This window comes from Thermodesulfovibrio sp. TK110, from assembly GCF_054658355.1.
In genome coordinates, this window is record NZ_BAAHNB010000001.1 from 1,137,452 (window position 1) to 1,154,251 (window position 16,800).

The 16,800-nt window shown below is 34.3% G+C and carries 18 protein-coding genes, 2 tRNA genes and 1 pseudogene; 14 read left to right on the forward strand and 7 right to left on the reverse strand.

Annotated elements, in window-relative coordinates:
- Position 1: 1 nt before the first annotated feature.
- Genes ACYQ3X_RS05890 through pyk form a run of 4 tightly spaced genes read left to right on the forward strand, consistent with a single transcriptional unit; the run spans position 2 to position 5,576 of the window.
- Positions 2-889: a methylenetetrahydrofolate reductase gene (locus ACYQ3X_RS05890; RefSeq protein WP_460180892.1), complete on the forward strand. Its 888-nt coding sequence runs from the start codon at positions 2-4 to the stop codon at positions 887-889.
- Positions 889-2,577, forward strand: a complete 1,689-nt coding sequence (pilB, locus tag ACYQ3X_RS05895) for a type IV-A pilus assembly ATPase PilB (RefSeq protein WP_460180893.1) — start codon at positions 889-891, stop codon at positions 2,575-2,577. The genes ACYQ3X_RS05890 and pilB overlap by 1 nt, the downstream gene beginning before the upstream one ends.
- A 1-nt stretch (position 2,578) precedes the next feature.
- A complete protein-coding gene (nadB, locus tag ACYQ3X_RS05900; protein WP_460180894.1) occupies positions 2,579-4,153 on the forward strand; it encodes an L-aspartate oxidase in 1,575 nt (524 codons plus the stop codon).
- A gap of 4 nt (positions 4,154-4,157) precedes the next feature.
- A complete protein-coding gene (gene pyk, locus ACYQ3X_RS05905; protein WP_460180895.1) occupies positions 4,158-5,576 on the forward strand; it encodes a pyruvate kinase in 1,419 nt (472 codons plus the stop codon).
- Here pyk and ACYQ3X_RS05910 read toward each other — a convergent pair.
- Positions 5,571-6,479, reverse strand: a complete 909-nt coding sequence (locus tag ACYQ3X_RS05910) for a selenium metabolism-associated LysR family transcriptional regulator (RefSeq protein ID WP_460180896.1) — start codon at positions 6,477-6,479, stop codon at positions 5,571-5,573. The two genes, pyk and ACYQ3X_RS05910, sit on opposite strands and share 6 nt — an antisense overlap.
- A 120-nt stretch (positions 6,480-6,599) precedes the next feature.
- Between ACYQ3X_RS05910 and ACYQ3X_RS05915 the strand changes: the two genes are divergently transcribed.
- From ACYQ3X_RS05915 to ACYQ3X_RS05930, 4 genes are read left to right on the forward strand one after another with little or no spacing between them, the layout of a single operon-like run.
- On the forward strand, positions 6,600-6,863 hold the full coding sequence (locus ACYQ3X_RS05915) for a metal-sensitive transcriptional regulator (RefSeq protein ID WP_460180897.1): 264 nt from the start codon (positions 6,600-6,602) through the stop codon (positions 6,861-6,863).
- Between the two features lie 14 nt (positions 6,864-6,877).
- Positions 6,878-7,060 (forward strand): FmdB family zinc ribbon protein, encoded by a 183-nt coding sequence (locus ACYQ3X_RS05920; protein WP_460180898.1) that lies wholly within the window; start codon positions 6,878-6,880, stop codon positions 7,058-7,060.
- A gap of 39 nt (positions 7,061-7,099) precedes the next feature.
- Complete coding sequence (locus ACYQ3X_RS05925) at positions 7,100-8,074, forward strand: 4Fe-4S dicluster domain-containing protein (RefSeq protein WP_460180899.1); 975 nt, start codon at positions 7,100-7,102, stop codon at positions 8,072-8,074.
- Positions 8,064-8,720 carry a formate dehydrogenase subunit gamma gene (locus tag ACYQ3X_RS05930; protein ID WP_460180900.1) on the forward strand — a complete coding sequence of 219 codons (657 nt, stop codon included), beginning with the start codon at positions 8,064-8,066 and terminating at the stop codon, positions 8,718-8,720. The genes ACYQ3X_RS05925 and ACYQ3X_RS05930 overlap by 11 nt, the downstream gene beginning before the upstream one ends.
- A gap of 91 nt (positions 8,721-8,811) precedes the next feature.
- Here ACYQ3X_RS05930 and ACYQ3X_RS05935 read toward each other — a convergent pair whose 3' ends face one another.
- The gene (locus ACYQ3X_RS05935) at positions 8,812-9,057 is read right to left on the reverse strand and encodes a hypothetical protein (protein WP_460180901.1); all 246 of its coding nucleotides are present in this window, start codon (positions 9,055-9,057) and stop codon (positions 8,812-8,814) included.
- A gap of 59 nt (positions 9,058-9,116) precedes the next feature.
- Here ACYQ3X_RS05935 and ACYQ3X_RS05940 point away from each other — a divergent pair.
- The 5 genes from ACYQ3X_RS05940 (at position 9,117) to ACYQ3X_RS05960 (ending at position 13,605) form a co-directional block, all read left to right on the forward strand.
- Positions 9,117-9,190 (forward strand) — tRNA-Arg (locus tag ACYQ3X_RS05940).
- A gap of 3 nt (positions 9,191-9,193) precedes the next feature.
- Positions 9,194-9,269 (forward strand) — tRNA-His (locus ACYQ3X_RS05945).
- A 56-nt stretch (positions 9,270-9,325) separates the two neighbouring features.
- Positions 9,326-10,171: a diguanylate cyclase gene (locus tag ACYQ3X_RS05950; protein ID WP_460181696.1), complete on the forward strand. Its 846-nt coding sequence runs from the start codon at positions 9,326-9,328 to the stop codon at positions 10,169-10,171.
- A 129-nt stretch (positions 10,172-10,300) separates the two neighbouring features.
- Complete coding sequence (locus ACYQ3X_RS05955) at positions 10,301-11,026, forward strand: universal stress protein (RefSeq protein WP_460180902.1); 726 nt, start codon at positions 10,301-10,303, stop codon at positions 11,024-11,026.
- Positions 11,023-13,605, forward strand: a complete 2,583-nt coding sequence (locus ACYQ3X_RS05960; RefSeq protein WP_460180903.1) for a cation-translocating P-type ATPase — start codon at positions 11,023-11,025, stop codon at positions 13,603-13,605. The genes ACYQ3X_RS05955 and ACYQ3X_RS05960 overlap by 4 nt, the downstream gene beginning before the upstream one ends.
- 219 nt (positions 13,606-13,824) lie before the next feature.
- Here ACYQ3X_RS05960 and ACYQ3X_RS05965 read toward each other — a convergent pair whose 3' ends face one another.
- The 3 genes and pseudogenes from ACYQ3X_RS05965 to ACYQ3X_RS05975 form a co-directional block, all read right to left on the reverse strand.
- Entirely contained in the window at positions 13,825-14,094 is a 270-nt protein-coding gene (locus tag ACYQ3X_RS05965; protein WP_460180904.1) for a hypothetical protein, read from the reverse strand.
- Between the two features lie 87 nt (positions 14,095-14,181).
- Entirely contained in the window at positions 14,182-14,631 is a 450-nt protein-coding gene (locus ACYQ3X_RS05970; RefSeq protein WP_460180905.1) for a class I SAM-dependent methyltransferase, read from the reverse strand.
- A gap of 94 nt (positions 14,632-14,725) precedes the next feature.
- Positions 14,726-15,127: pseudogene (locus tag ACYQ3X_RS05975) on the reverse strand (class I SAM-dependent methyltransferase); the annotation flags it as partial.
- Positions 15,128-15,553: 426 nt separating this feature from the next.
- Between ACYQ3X_RS05975 and ACYQ3X_RS05980 the strand changes: the two are divergent.
- Complete coding sequence (locus tag ACYQ3X_RS05980) at positions 15,554-15,718, forward strand: hypothetical protein (RefSeq protein WP_460180906.1); 165 nt, start codon at positions 15,554-15,556, stop codon at positions 15,716-15,718.
- An 81-nt stretch (positions 15,719-15,799) separates the two neighbouring features.
- On the opposite strand, the gene ACYQ3X_RS05985 is transcribed toward ACYQ3X_RS05980, so the two are convergent.
- On the reverse strand, positions 15,800-16,270 hold the full coding sequence (locus ACYQ3X_RS05985) for a DUF488 domain-containing protein (RefSeq protein WP_460180907.1): 471 nt from the start codon (positions 16,268-16,270) through the stop codon (positions 15,800-15,802).
- The gene (locus tag ACYQ3X_RS05990; protein WP_460180908.1) at positions 16,263-16,772 is read right to left on the reverse strand and encodes a nitroreductase family protein; all 510 of its coding nucleotides are present in this window, start codon (positions 16,770-16,772) and stop codon (positions 16,263-16,265) included. The genes ACYQ3X_RS05985 and ACYQ3X_RS05990 overlap by 8 nt, the downstream gene beginning before the upstream one ends.
- Positions 16,773-16,800 lie beyond the last annotated feature (28 nt).

The window sequence follows — 16,800 nt, forward strand, 5'->3', positions numbered from 1 at the left end:
ATTGAGCAATCTTAAGAAAAAATTAATAAATGGAGATTTTGTAATCACTGTAGAAATAACTCCACCAAAAGGACCTGAAATAACTCAGATGGTAAGTAAACTACAGGAATTAAAACTGCTGGTTGATGCTGTAAATTTTACTGACAATCCCTCTGGCAAAATGAGAATGTGTTCTCTGGCTGCATCTAAAATTTCTCTTGATTTAGGTTTTGAACCTGTGCTTCAGATGACCTGTAGAGACCGAAACAGAATTGGCATTCAATCAGACCTTCTTGGTGCACACGCATTGGGAATCAGAAATCTTCTGGTAATGACAGGAGATCATCCTGCACTTGGAGACCATAAGGAAGCAAAACCTGTTTATGATATAGATTCTTCAATTCTTTTAAAATTAGTAAGTAATCTTAACAATGGATTTGACCTTAACGGAAATAAACTAAATGGAAAAACAGAATTTTTTTATGGAGCTGTGGTAAATCCCAATGCAGAACCTCTAATGCCTCAGCTAAAAAGATTTGAACAAAAACTTAAAATGGGTGCAGAGTTCTTTCAAACACAGATGATATTTGAAACTGCATTGCTTGAGAAATTTATGGAATATGCAGCAAAGTTCAATACAAAAGTAATTGCAGGTATAGTTATTATAAGAAGTAAAAAAATGTTAAACTATCTTAACACTAAGGTGCCGGGTGTCAGTATTCCGAGATGGTTATTAGATAAAATTGAAGAATTAAAGGATGAGGATGTTGAAAAATTCGGAGTTGATCTCGCAGGAAAGCTGATGCTAAATATAATTGAGAAAAAGCTCTGTCACGGAATTCATATAATGGCATTTTCAAAAGTGGAAGAAGTGAAAAATTTACTGAATTTTATTAAAATCAAACTATAATGGGAATTGTTGGTATAACTTCCTTAGGAGAATATCTTGTTAAAAAAGGAGCTATCACAGAGGAACAGCTTCTTTATGCATTGAAAGTTCAAAAAACAGAAAAAATTAAGATTGGCGAGGCTCTTACTCGCTTAGGATATGCTTCTGAAGATCAGATCTTCTCTGCATTAAGTGAAATATATGGCTACCCACTGGTTCATCTTACAGCTCAATCAATAGACAAAAGCGCTTTTAAGTTAGTTCCTGAGGAGTTCATAAAAAAGTATAAATTTATTCCCTTCAGCAAAACAGAAAACACCATAAAAGTAGCAACTTCAGAAGTTGCAAATTTGAATTACATAAAATCCATTCTAACTGGATTTAATATACAGATTTATCTTATAAAAAACTCTGAATTAGCAGAACTTATATACAATCTAATTAAAACAGAGAGTGAGGAAAAAGCTGTTGTTAATTTAGTAGAAAGTGCTGTTACAGAAGTAGCTGAAGATGAACCAGAGCTAAAAGAGGAAACTGTTCAGACAGAAGCTCCCATTATAAAGCTTGCCGATAAAATAATTCTGGATGCATTAAAAATGAGAGCATCTGACATTCATATTGAACCCTATGAAAAAGGTGTTTTTGTAAGGTATAGGATAGATGGAGTTCTTCATAATGTCTTAAATCTTCCACTTCAAATAAAAAGTTCGCTAATTACAAGATTTAAAATAATGGCTCATCTTGATATTTCAGAAAGAAGACTTCCACAGGATGGCAGAATAAAGTTAAAAATTTCAGGAAAAGAGGTGGATTTCAGAGTTTCAACTCTTCCAGTTATGCATGGAGAAAAAGTGGTCTTAAGAATACTTGAAAAAGGAGCTCTTCAGCTTGATCTCACACGCCTTGGATTTGAAAAAAAATCCTTAGATTTTTTCCTTGAAGCTCTCAGCAAACCCTATGGAATGATTCTTGTTACAGGACCTACAGGCTCTGGAAAAACAACAACTCTTTATTCTGCTTTAATGAAACTTAACAAACCTGAGGTTAATATAATGACCGTTGAAGATCCTGTAGAGTATAGTTTTCCAGGAATAAATCAGGTTCAGGTAAAAGAAGATATTGGGCTTACCTTCGCATCTGCACTTAGAGCATTCCTGAGGCAGGACCCTGACATTATAATGGTAGGTGAGATAAGAGATTTTGAAACTGCAGAGATTGCTATAAAAGCAGCTTTGACAGGACATCTTGTTCTGAGCACACTTCATACAAACGATGCTGCAAGCACAATAACAAGACTCATAAATATGGGAATAGAGCCTTTTTTAATTTCCTCTTCAGTGATTTTAATTGTAGCTCAAAGACTTGTAAGAAAATTGTGTCCCCATTGCAAAAAAGAGGAAAACTATTCAAAAGAAAAACTTCTTAAGATAGGATTTCCAGAAGACGAAATTGAGCAGATTAAAATTTATGGACCACAAGGTTGCAACAGTTGCAATAACACAGGATACTCAGGACGAGTTGCTCTATATGAAGTAATGCCAGTTAAAGATGAAATAAAAGAGCTTATTTTAACAGGTGCTTCAGCATCAGAAATAAAAAAAGAAGCAGTAAGGCTTGGAATGATAACATTAAGACAGAGTGGAATATATAAGGTTTTGCAGGGTATTACATCAATTGAAGAAGTATTCAGAGTAACCTTTGAGGATTAATATGTCTGAAAAAATTTATACTGATTATCTCATTATTGGAAGTGGTGTAGCAGGACTGAGAGCAGCAATTGAACTTGGTAGTAAAGGAAATGTTATTGTGGCAACAAAGGATTTGCCCACTGAGAGTTCCACTGAATATGCTCAGGGTGGTGTGGCAGTTGCTTTGAGTGATGAAGATGAAATAGGAATCCATTTTGAGGATACAATCAAAGCTGGTGATGGATTATGCAATGAAGAAGCAGTTAAAATCCTTGTAAGTGAAGGTCCTGAAAGAATTATAGAGCTTATTAACTGGGGTGCTGAGTTTGATAAAGAAGGCTCTAAGCTTGCTTTTACCTTAGAGGCGGCTCATTCAAGAAAAAGAATTCTTCATGCTCATGGAGACTCCACAGGAAGAGAAATAGAAAGAGTTCTGATAAACAAAGCTTCAACCCTAAAAAGAGTTACTAAAGCCTCTTTTACAATGGCTGTTGATCTTATCATTGAAGAAGGCAGGTGTTACGGAGCATTGCTTTTAAAAGGTGATAAAATTATAAAATGTTTTTCCAGAGCAACTGTGCTTGCTACTGGTGGTGCAGGACAGGTTTATGCAAGAACAACCAATCCAAAGGTTTGCACTGCAGATGGGATGGCAATGGCTTTTCGGGCAGGTGCTTATCTAAAAGATATGGAATTTGTCCAATTTCATCCAACAGCACTTTATGCTCAGGGTGTTCCTGCCTTTCTTTTAAGTGAGGCCATGAGGGGAGAAGGAGCCCGTCTGAGAAATATTCATGGACAAGAATTCATGAAAAATTACCATCCCTCTGGAGAGCTTGCACCAAGAGATGTTGTTTCAAGGGCTATATTATCTGAGATGGTAAGAACACAGGCAACTCATGTATACCTTGATATGACCCATCTTAATGAGGAGTTCATTAAAAAAAGATTCCCCTCCATATACTCTACATGTTTGAGATTCAATTTTGATATAACAAAGCAATGGATTCCTGTTTCTCCAGCAGCTCACTTTATAATGGGAGGAGTTGAAACAGATATCTGGGGCAGAACAAATATTGAAGGATTATTTGCAGCAGGTGAAGTAGCATGCACAGGAGTTCATGGAGCTAACAGGCTTGCAAGCAATAGCCTTCTTGAAGGACTTGTTTATGGATACCGCGCTGCATGCGGAGCAATAGAATATGTTGAGGGTTCACAGGATAAATTCAGCTCCATTAATTTTGAGCCTTATATAGATAAACAGAGCATCAATAGGTCAGAAATAAACAAAATGAGAGAAGAATTAAGGCAAACAATGTGGGAAAAGGTAGGTGTAATAAGATGTGGTGAATCCCTAAGTGCAGCAAAGGCTAAAATTATTCCATTTTATGAAAAACTTGCTGAAAGATTTTTTATTGATCCCTATGCTATAGAGCTCAAAAATATGGTAATGGTTGGCTTAATAATTACAGAGGCAGCCTTAGAAAGAAAAAACAGTGTTGGTGCTCATTACAGAACTGATTATAAAGAAAAGCTTCCAGGATGGGAAAAACATCTGAGAATTAGAAAAAAAGATACAAAAGCTGAGGTATTTTAGTTTTATGAGAAAAGCCAAAATTGTCTGCACAATAGGACCTTCCTCTGAGCAGAGAAAAATAATCCATCAGATGATAGAAAATGGAATGGATGTGGCAAGGCTTAACTTTTCACATGGAAATTATGAATGTTTTAAAAATGTTGCAAATATAATTCGTGAAGAATCAAAAAAACTAAAAAAAGCAGTAGCAATTCTCGGTGACCTTCAGGGAATCAAAATCAGAATAAGTGATGTTGAAAATAATGAAGCTTTGCTGCAGGATGGGAAAATAGTGGAAATCTATCCTGGTAATGAACTTTCAAATAATAAAAGAATTTTCATTTCCTATCCGCTTTTGCTTGAGGATGTTAAACCTGGTGATGATATTTTAATAGATGACGGAATATTAAAAATCAAAATAATTGAAAAACTCAAAGATAGATTAATGGGTAGAGTCATTGAAGGAGGAGTTCTAAAATCAAGAAAGGGAGTAAATCTTCCATTTACAAAAACTTCTATAAGTTCATTTACTGAAAAGGATAAATCTGATCTTGCCTTTGCGATCAAGCTTGATGTTGATTATGTTGCTGTATCCTTTGTAAGAAATGCCCATGACATTGAATTAATTAAAAAATGGGCAAAGGAGCAAAATATTACGCTGCCACCATTGATTGCCAAAATAGAAAAAAAAGAAGCAGTTGAAAACATTCATGAAATTCTTGATGTTACTGAAGGAATTATGGTGGCAAGAGGAGACCTTGGAGTTGAATTGCCTCCGGAAGAAGTTCCTTTTTATCAAAAAATGCTTATAGATATTGCAAACCAGAGAAAAAAAATTGTTATAACAGCAACCCAGATGCTGGAATCAATGACAGAACATTCAAGACCAACAAGAGCAGAAGCAAGTGATGTAGCAAATGCTGTGCTTGACGGAACAGATGCTCTCATGTTGTCTGCAGAAACAGCCACTGGACGATATCCTGTTGAATCAGTTAAGACAATGAATTCAATTATAAGTTTTACTGAAAAAAATCTCTCAGATAAAATTATGACAGCCTTTAAAGTAACTAAATATTTCCCTGAAGCCATTGCTTCAGGTGCTGTTAAAGTCGCTCAGGACATAGAAGCAAAAGCTATTGTTGTTTTCACACACTCAGGATTTTCAGCATTGCTTATATCTAAACTTAGACCTTTAATGCCTGTGATAGCTTTTACTCCAGATGAAAAAGTATGGAGAAGACTTTCTCTTCTGTGGGGCATTATCCCCAAACACATACCTCAAAAAATTGATATGATAGACAATTTATTTTTAAAGAAAACTGAAACAGAATTAAAAAACCTAAATATTGTTAAAAATGGTGATGCAGTTGTGTTTGTGGCAAGTTCGCCTTTCTTAGGCAATAGAAATGTTGTGAGGCTTCATAAAGTAGGTGATCCTCTATAAAAGCAAGTCTGAATATGGATAGTTTTTAAGATAAGTAATAAATTCTTCAACTGCTGGAGAAAGAATTGTATTTTTAGGCAAGACAATATAAAAATCTCTGGTTATCTTACCCTCTTTTAGTTTAAGAATTCTCAGATTACCACAGGATACTTCTTTACGAACAGCCCATTTTGATATAATGGACAGACCTATACCTCTTTCAACTGCTTCTTTAATTGAACCTGTACTGCCAAGAATAAGTGATATATGCAAATCAGAAATACTGATACCGTGCTCTGCAAGAAATTTTTCAATTATAACCCTTGTGCTTGAGCCTTCCTCCCTTATTACAAAAGGCTCTTTCACCACATCATATATGGAGACTGATTTTTGATTATTTAAAGGATGATCTGAAGAGCAGATTACACATAACTCATCAGATATAATTGAGTCAACAATGAATTTGCTTTTTCCAGGCATCTCAGAAATAATTCCAAAATCTATCATGCTTGAATTGAGCATTTCCAGAACTTTTTTTGCATTACCGATTGAGACACTTACTCTGATTTTTGGATGTCTTTTTTTGAAGTCTACAGCTACAGCTGGCAGGATATAGTTTCCAACAGTTGTGCCAGCTCCTATTTTAACGCAGCCTTTTATTAATCCAGTTATCTTGCTTATTTCTTTTGCAGCCTCTGCATATAAACTTAAAATCTGTTTTGCATATTTATAAAGAATTTCACCTGCTGGAGTCAGAGTGATGCTACCTGAGGAACGGTCAAATAATTTGGTTTCATAAAGTTCTTCCAATGCCTGAATCTGAAGACTCACAGCCGGCTGTGTAAGATGAATAATCTCTGAAGTTTTTGAAAAACTCTTTGTTTCAGCTACTGTGCAGAATACTTTTAATTTATGATCTTCCATTAGCAAATTTATTCTATCATAAAAATTTTTAATATGCAAGATAAAATATACCTTTACACTTGACAATAATTACATACTTTATTTTATTATAAAAATAAAATAATAGGGGGGTTAGGTATAATGGAAAAAGATAAAACTAAACTTATCCAGAGATTTAGAAGAATTGAAGGACAGATCAGGGGACTGCAGAGAATGATAGAAAACGGAAGAGCCTGTGAAGAAATTATAACCCAGTTTGCCTCAATTAATGGAGCTTTAAAAAGTGCAGGATTTTTAATTGTAATGTATTATCTTAATGAATGTTTAATGCGTAATGCTGATTCAGTACAGAACCTTGAAAAAGAAATTGAAAAAGTTATTAAAACCTACATTTCTTCAATGTAAGGAGGAGGTGGGTTATGCCTTTTTATGAGTATAAGTGCAAAGAGTGCAATATAACTTTTCAGGTGTTAAAATCTATTAGTAAAAGAGATGAGCCTGAGAAATGTCCAAACTGCGGAAGCAGTCAAACAGAAAGACTAATTTCTCAATTTATGAGTAATACTCTATCTTGTAATACCCTCAATTATGCAGGCGGTTGAAAAATAAGATAAATGGCAGGTTGCCAGAGGAGGTATAAAATGAATATATCAAGGAGAGGATTTTTAGCTTTATCTGGAGCAATATGTAGCTCATTAATCTTAGGAAATGATGTAGAAGCACGGGAAGGCAAATATGCTATGCTTGTGGATCTTACAAAATGCGATGGTTGCAAAGATGAGCCCATTCCAAAATGTGTAAAAGCATGCAGGGAGTATAATAAAGAAAGATTTCCAGAACCCAAAAAGCCAATTCAGCCATACTGGCCCAGAAAAACCTATGAAGACTGGTCTGACAAAAGAGGGAAAATTGATACTTTAACTCCCTATAACTGGATTTTTGTTCAGAGGATTAGTATTGATGGACAGGAACTCTACATTCCAAGAAGATGTATGCACTGTGACAATCCACCATGCGTCAGAGAATGCCCTTTTGGAGCACTTACAAAACAACCAGAAGGCAATTCTGTAATCAATGATAAACTCTGCTTTGGTGGAGCAAAGTGCAGGGATGTATGTCCATGGCACATTCCGCAAAGGCAGGCTGGAGTTGGAATATATCTGAAAATTCTTCCAAAATATGCAGGTGGTGGTGTGATGTATAAATGCGATTTGTGTAAGGATAAAATAAAAAAAGGTGAAGAGCCAGCCTGTGTAGTTGCCTGTAGAGAAAGGTTAGGACAGCAGGCAGTTTTTACATTTGGTGAAAGAAAAAACATTTATGAACTTGCATACAGAAAAGTTAAAGAAGAAGGACTTTATATTTACGGAGACAAACAAAATGGAGGCACTTCAACCCTTTATCTTTCAAAAATCCCGTTTGAAAAAATAGATAAAGCATTAAAACAGAATAAAGAAAGATTTCAAATGCCTGTAAATGTGGAAAATAAAATAGAATCAAAATTTAACCCTATTGGTAAACTGGTTTTAGCTTCAGGATTCCTTTCAGCTGCTGTAGCCAGCATAGCAGCTTTCTCATCTAAAAAGACAAAAAAGGAGGACAACAATGAAAAATAAGATAAAAAGACACAGCATCATTGAATTAATTGAACACTGGAGCATTGCTTTGTCTGGCATAGTTTTACTCTTTACAGGACTTGGCTGTCTTCCTCTTTATAAAAGGTATTACATAACGGAAATTCCTGGATTTGCCTGGACTGCTGACTTTTACTATGTCACCACAGTTCATTATGCTGCCTCTATTGTTTTTGTTGCTGGTGTAATTTTTCACATTTTCTATCATGGTTTGAGAAAAGATTTTGCACTCTTACCAAAAAAGGGAGATTTATCAAAAAGTATTAAAGTTCTTGCAGCAATGATAGGAATTGGTAAAGAGCCTCCGTCAGACAAGTATTTACCTGAGCAGAGAATTGCATATCTGGGGATTGGAGCAATAATTTTAATTTTAACAGTGACTGGCATCATAAAAGTTCTTAAAAATCTTCAGTGGATTGTGCTTTCACCCACAATGGAGTCAATAAATACACTGATTCATACTCTTACAGGATTTTTATTTATGATAGCTTTTATTGTTCATGTAGGAACAGTTCTTTTATTTAAATCAAACTGGCCTCTTCTTAAAAGCATGTTTACAGGATGGATTGATGAAGAGTATATAAAGCACAGGCATTCATTATGGTATGAGAAAATTAAGATGCACTGATTTTAGGCAAAGAATAAATTTTTATGGTTTTATCTGAAGTTTCCTGAAAGATTAACAAAGTTTTTAACAAATTTTGTTTAAAACTGAAAATCTAATAAATTTCAAGAAATTTCTTTCTTATGACCTCTCTGATTTTTTCATCAGAGGGGTCTGGTTCTGATAAAAATAACTCAATTAGTCTCACAGAGTTATTTGAAAGACAATTTGGACATCTGTCCTGCATATGAATTGTAAAGCAGTCCATACAGAAACGAGCCAATCTAAAAGGTATAAGACATTTGCCAAATTTTTGTTTCAATGTGCATTTTTCTTCAATCTCGTAAACTTTTATTTCCATAAAACATTATAGCAGATATTGCAATAATACAATTAAAATTTTTAAAATATATTTATCTTGCGCCTGTAGCTCAGTCGGATAGAGCAACTGCCTTCTAAGCAGTGGGTCGGGGGTTCGAATCCCTCCAGGCGCGCTGGCGGATGTAGCTCAACGGTTAGAGCACTGGACTGTGGCTCCAGGTGCTGCGGGTTCGAGTCCCGTCATCCGCCCCATTTTTTTATTTCTGAGGGGGCTAATAGTTTTTCTTTCTATGAAAGTTAAAGAATTAATGACCTCTAATCCTATTACCTTAAATTTTTTTGATAAAATCCAAAACTTGGTAAAACTATATGTAAAACATAAAATAGGAAGTATTATTATTACAAATAATAACAATGAACCTGTGCAAATTATAACATTAAGGGACTTACCAAAAATTTTTTTCTTTCAACCTCCTCCTGAAACTATTGGTGAAACATTAGAAAAATTGAATAAAAATAAAACTTCTTTAATCACTATTTTTTCTTCAGCGTCTTTTCATGAAGCTCTCTATTTAATGAAAAAATTTGATATCAGCCATCTACCTGTTATTAATAAAAACAATAAATTAGTAGGAATTTTAAGCTTGAAAGACATAATAAAAAAATTTCCAGAAATTGTTTATATAGACCCTCTTACAGGCATTCATAATAGAGCCTATCTTAATTTTTTAAAAACTAAACTCAAAAGATTAAAAAGTTCCACTGCTGTTTTAATGATTGATTTAGATAATTTTAAAGATATAAATGATATATATGGACATTCAACAGGCGACATTGTTCTCAAAAAAGTTGCCCAGATTTTAAGAAATAATATCAAAACTACCGATGAATTAATAAGATACGGAGGAGAAGAATTTGTTATTATAGCTTACAGATGTGGCTTTATAGAAAGTAAAAATTTAGGAGAAAGATTAAGAAAAAGCATTGAAAAAATAAAACTTAAAAATATGCCTGAAATTATAATTACTGCGAGCATAGGAATAGCACCTTATAATCCGGAAGAAGAAATCTCAGAAATTATAGAAAAAGCTGATAGAGCAATGTATAAAGCTAAAAAACTCGGGAAAAATAGAGTGGAATTTTATAACAGTTAATCAGACTTGCATGATATTAATCGCCATGTCCTGCGTTAGCTTCACTGTTTTATCATACCAAAAATAAAGTGATAGATGCACTATTTCTGTTTTCATGTAAAATAAAATAATACTGAAATCGGAGTAAATATGTATAAAAAAGTTCTTGCTGAAATTGGCAGTGGTATTACTGCTTCAGTTTCTGCCCGATATGCATTAAAGTTTGCAAGGCTCAATAATTCCTCATTTTATCTATGTTTTATCCATAAAAAAGAGGACAAATTTGAAAAAGCTGAGGCTATACTGAAAAGAGTTTTCATTGAAGCAGAAAAAAACAATCTCAAAGCTGAATGCATTATAAAGGAAGGAGAAAGGCTTGAGCAACTGACAGATATTATAAAAAAAGAAAAAATTGAGATTGCTTTTTTGCTTTCCAATGAGTTTAAAAGACTCTCAAAACTTCCATGCTCAGTGGCGGTTGTAAAGATTATCAATATGGGGAAAATAACTCCCAGAAGAATTCTTTTCATTCTGAGAGGAAAGCTTGATTATTTAAAAGAAAAAACAGATTTTATAATGAATATTTCAAAAATTTTTCATGCAAAGGTCTTTATCAATTATTTTGGAAAGGATGAAAATATTGAGAAAATTTTTTCATCTTTAAGAAAACATGATATAAAGATTGAAAGCAAAGTCTTCTCAAAATTTTCTTATAAACTTATGATGTTTCAGGCTCTTTCAAAAAAAATTGAACTTCTTGTTGTTGAGCAGAAAAGAGAAGGATTTCTTAGAATTTTCAAGCCTGATTCAGTAAGCAAATTAATTGAAAATCCACCCTGCAATTTAATTGTTTTTAAACCATACCATAAAAAATGAAAATAACAGAGGCCACCAGAGAAGAAGTTTTTAAACTGCTTGATACATCTGAGGCAGGGCTTAAGGAAGATGAAGCAAAGCAAAGGCTTATTCATTTCGGTTACAATGAAATTAAAGAAATCAAAAAGATTCCCCTTATTTTAAAATTTCTTCGTCAGTTCACGCATTTTCTTGCAATAATTCTATGGGTTGCTGCTGTTTTAGCCTTTATTTCTGACTACCTACACCCTGGTGAAGGAATGAGGCATCTTGGATTTGCAATTATTGGAGTTATCTTTATAAACGCTGTTTTTGCCTTTGCACAGGAATACAAAGCTGAAAGGGCAATTGAAAAGCTTAGACTGATGCTGCCTTTTTATGTAAAAGTTTTAAGAAATGGTGCTCAGAAAGAGATTCCTGCAAGGGAGATTGTTCCTGGAGATTTGATTATTCTTTCAGAGGGAGACAAGGTTCCAGCAGATTCAAGAGTAATTGAGTCAAACTTTCTTACAGTTAATAATGCACCGCTTACAGGTGAATCTCAGCCTGTTACATTAACTCATGAACCTGTGCAGGAAGAGTTGATAGAAAGTAAAAACATTGCCTTTGCTGGTGCAACTGTTGTTTCAGGAAATGGCAGAGCAGTTGTTTTTGCAACAGGAATGAATACAGAGTTTGGAAGAATTGCCCATCTTACAGAAACTGTTCAGATTCAGGAAACTCCTCTTCAAAAAGAGATTGCAAGAACATCAAAGTTTGTGGCTACTTTTGCCACACTGGTTGGAGTTGTATTTTTTATTATCGGACATACAATTGGAAGAAGCTTCTGGGAAAATTTCATCTTTGCAATTGGCGTAATTGTTGCACTTGTTCCTGAAGGAATGCTTCCAACAGTAACACTTTCACTTGCCATAGGAAGTCAGAGAATGCTTAAAAGAAAAGCTCTTGTAAAAACTCTCACCGCAGTTGAGGCTCTTGGCTCAATCACAGTTATATGCACTGATAAAACTGGAACAATTACCCAGAACAAAATGGAAGTTAAAAAAATCTGGACAATTGACTCAGAGGCATTAGAGATGCTCTTGAAAATTGCATATCTATGCAATAATGCAAAATTTGTTGATAATCAATACAGGGGAGACCCCACTGAGGTAGCACTTCTAAGGTATGTAAGGGAGAATACTGGAGATTTTATAGCAGAAAGGCTTTCAGAAATTCCCTTTGATTTTGAGAGAAAAAGAATGACAACTGTAAACATCATAGATGGTGTTAAATTTTGCCTTACAAAAGGAGCAATAGAGACTGTTTTGCCTTTATGCAACTATGCAATGATAAAGGGAGAGAAAGTTGAACTGAATGAGGAGATAAAAGAAAAAATAAACAATGCCAGTCATTCACTGATGGATGAGGGATTGAGGGTTCTTTGTTTTGCCTTTAGTCATGATGAGCCTGAAAGAAAAATGATATTTACTGGACTCATCGGACTTGAAGATCCGCCAAGACCTGAAGTAAAAGATGCAATTAAAAAATGCCATGAAGCAGGAGTAAGGATAATCTTAATTACAGGAGATGCAAGCAGAACTGCGGTTGCAGTATCAAAAGAAACAGGACTTGTTAAAAATCCTCTGGTCATTGAAGCAGAAGAGTTCCATAAGATAAGTGATGCAGAGCTTAAGGAAAAGCTTAAAGAAAAAGAACTACTTTTTACAAGAATGACGCCAAAGGATAAGCTAAGGATTGTTACACTCCTTCAGGAAATGGGAGAAAGGGTTGCAGTTACAGGAGATGGAGTGAATGATGCACCTGCTCTTAAAAAAGCAGACATAGGAGTTGCTATGGGAAGCGGAACAGATGTTGCAAAAGAATCTGGAGAGATAATACTTCTTGATGACAACTTCGCAACAATTGTTAACGCTATTGAAGAAGGAAGAGCAATCTATGAAAATATAAGAAAATTCATATCATACTTTTTCACATCAAATGTTGCTGAGCTTGTCCCTTACATTGCCTATGCTATTTTAAAAATTCCTCTTCCTCTCACTGTTATGCAGATTCTTACCATTGATCTTGGAACAGACATACTTCCAGCACTTGCACTGGGAGCAGAAAAACCAACAGTAGAAGTAATGAAAAAACCACCAAGAAGCCATAAAGAGAGACTTTTAAATTTAAAGCTTCTTTTACGGGTATTTTTAGTTCTCGGACCAATTGAAGCAGCTGCAGGGCTTTTTGGATTCTTTTATGTTTTGCACTCTGGTGGATGGCAGTGGGGTCAGGCTCTTTCAGCAAAAAGCATTCTTTATATGCAGGCAACAACTGCATGTCTTACTGGAATAGTCATTACACAGGTTGCAAATGGTTTTGTATCACGCTCTTTCAGAGAATCACTCCTGAGCATAGGAATATTTTCAAACAAGTTTTTGCTCGTTGGAATAATCTTTGAAATTGCTTTACAGCTTTTTATTGTCTATCATCCACTGGGAAACAGTGTATTTTCAACATATCCAATCCCATTAACTGTATGGCTTGTTTTAATACCTTTTGCAATCTCTTTATTCATTGTAGAAGAAGCAAGAAAGAAATTTTTGAAAACAACATAAAATTGCGATCTTCTTCTTTTTTAAAGCTATTGAGCCTCTCAGACAAATAAAATATCATTTTTATTTAACAGCTAAATGCTTAAAAAATTTCAGATAATATGCACTTTTTCATGAAGAATTCAAACCGATCGGCTCATATTCTACGGATATATGAAATTGCAAAAGGCAATTTTTGGCGAAACGGAATGAAGCCTTTTATCTGGTGTTATTTACCCCTTTTCATTTTTTAATCGCCACCAAATATATCCGATAAAATATTAATTCAACAAATCCATTCTCTTTTGTTTGATTATTAAAAACTTCTTTAATAATCCTCTTGAAGTTTTCAATATATTCTTTATCAATGGGGATATCATAGAAATCTTGATTAAGATAACCCGCCGCTGCTCCGGACTCAAAAATTTTGAAAACTTCTTCTGGCGTATGCAATGTTTTTATTTCTTCTATTTTCGAAAAAGGAACACTAAACCCAACTTGTTCGAATAACAACTTATATTCTTCCTCAGTTTCAAGAAAAAACCAGGGGTCTTTAAAGTAAGCAAAGGTTTCTTTGGTAGTTGGATCATTCTTTACCAGTTATATTCCTTGAATAAAATTGGGACAATAAATCTTTTTAGCAGGTGCCTGAATTCCCATTCGTCCATTTTTTCTTAAAGCTCGATAACAGCTTTTAATTATAGGTTCTGGATTCTTAAACCATTGGAAAGAAGAATTACAAAATATTACATCAAAAAACTCTACGTAGTCTAATTCCTCTGCCTTCTTGATTTCAAATATTATATCAATCCCTGCGTTTCTTCTCTGTGCCTCTTTTATCATCCCTTCCGAAGAATCAATCCCAATGACTTTACCTTTCGTCATTTCTCTTATTCTCTTTGTCAGATGACCTGTCCCACATCCTAAGTCCAAAACATTATCATTTCTACTGATCCTGAGAAGATTAATAAGTTTTTCCGCAGCGGATTTTTGCACTAAAGAATCTCTCTCATATTTAGAAGCAATTTCTGAAAAATTGACATTGCTCATGTTTACCTTCCTGTGTGTCAATTTCCATATAACGCTCCGCGGCTATGCTTTAATTTTAATTAGATATAAACGCTGTTAGACAAAATATCGAGTAATTTAAAGCCTTTTCAAAACCTATAATGCCCATAGCCCCTTCGCACCATATAATATCAAATTCTTCATTTTGAAATGGTAAATCATCCATTGAACCGATAATTCCTTTTACTCTGCTCTGCAAGCCGAGCTTTTCAGCGTTCTTATTAAATTTTTCAATAAAATCTGGACAAATATCAAGCCCAATAATAGTGCTTTTTGTATTTTGTGCAAGAATCATTGTTTGTCCACCTGTTCCACAACCTAAATCAGCGATTTTTACTTCATTTGAAATACTGTCAATAAAACTTAATGCTCTAATAGTAGATTCGGCACTACCATGTCCCTGCCGTTCCAATCTTTCAAAATAATCACTAATTAAGCCGAAATCAAAATCGTGAATTAATGTTTTTTCGTTTTCCATTGATAAGCTCCTTTAATTTTTATCATTTTAGCCGCCAGTTCGCCTATCATCAACCAATAAATAGTTATCAAATAACCTTTTCCCATAAAGAAGAAACTACATTGGATACTTCAATCCCAACCAATATTTTACTCTCTGCGATTATCAAAGTATACTTTTTCACATTTCAAAATAGCAAGGTAAAATCTTAATACTGCAGCCTGCTCTTAAAATCATTTGAGCATATTGATGCAAAATTAAATAATTCATAGAAAAGACCTCACTTTTTTGCCGTGTAATGGCAGACAACTTTCCCAGCATAAAAGGTACTGCAAGACGAGATTTAAGTAAATGCCATAGGTGTCATAGTCAAGATTAAATCTGACATTTCCTGAATAAAATGTTATACTATGCAGAAAGAAAAAGAAGGAGGGAAAATTCATTACCATGATTTCTTTACGAAGGCATCATTTTATATGTCTACATTTCTTTACGGGAGAAGGATATAACAGAGAGTTTATTGAAAATCTCTATGCAGTTCTTGATAGGGCAAAGGATGAACCTGTAGTTGTCATTGTGCGACTAATAGCACCTTTGCAACATCTTCCATAAAAGAAAAATTAAGCTTATCAGGGGTATTCTGTGATGTATGATAATAGGGATTTCTGATCAAAAATTTCTTCAATATCCATATTAATCATGAAAAAGTAATAATCTTTGCTCCATGATTCTTGTTTTATGTTCATAAACCCTGTTTTTTTCAACAATATGTAACACTCTCCAGCCTCTCTCTGAAAGCACTTCTGAAATAAATCTTCTGTGACAGCGAAAGAAAAGCTTTTCAGCACAGAAAAACAAAGCTAAACTTTTATCAGCAATTTCTTCAAGCTTTTCAATGCTGCTTTTAAACTCCTCTGTGTTCATGTAGGCTTCATAGCCACCTTTTCTGAATCCACCAAGCTCTCTGCCAAGATAAATATACTCAAATCCTTCATTCTTTAAAATCTCGGATAGATTATCTTTACTGAAATGGGGAAACTTCTTTGAGATGGGAAAACTTCGCACATCAATTACAGTTTTTATCCTGTAAGTTTTTAAAATCTCAATGAATTCCTCAATTGAACGATTGCTTGTTCCAATTGTATAAATAAGTTTTTCAGACAATTTTTATGATGGCTTCATCAAGGGATTTTACTTTTTTGGGTGAGGGAGTCTCGTCAGGATAGCCTATGCCAATACATGAGATTATTCTTAAATTTTCAGGGATATTAAGAATTCCTCTTACATAGTTTTCCCTTTCTCTGTTTTCAGGATTGTAAATTGCACCCCAGCAAGCACCCAATCCAAGAGAGTGAGCTTCAAGCAAAAGAGCCATAATAGCACATCCCATGTCTTCAAGCCAGTGATTGCTTTTCTTTTCATCAGCAACTGCTACAATAACATAAGGGGCGGCTTCAAGAAACTTTGTAAAAGGCTGTGCTTTGCTTAATTTTTGAATTGTTTCTCTATCTTTAACAATAATAAAATACCATGGCTGGGAGTTTCTTGCAGATGGAGCATAAAGAGCTGCTTCAATGCATTTTTTAATTAACTCTTCTTCTGGAGCTTGTCTTTTGTATTTTCTTATGCTTCTTCTTGACTTTATTATTTCAAAAATGTCCTGCATAAAAATATTATATCATAACTCATCGCGA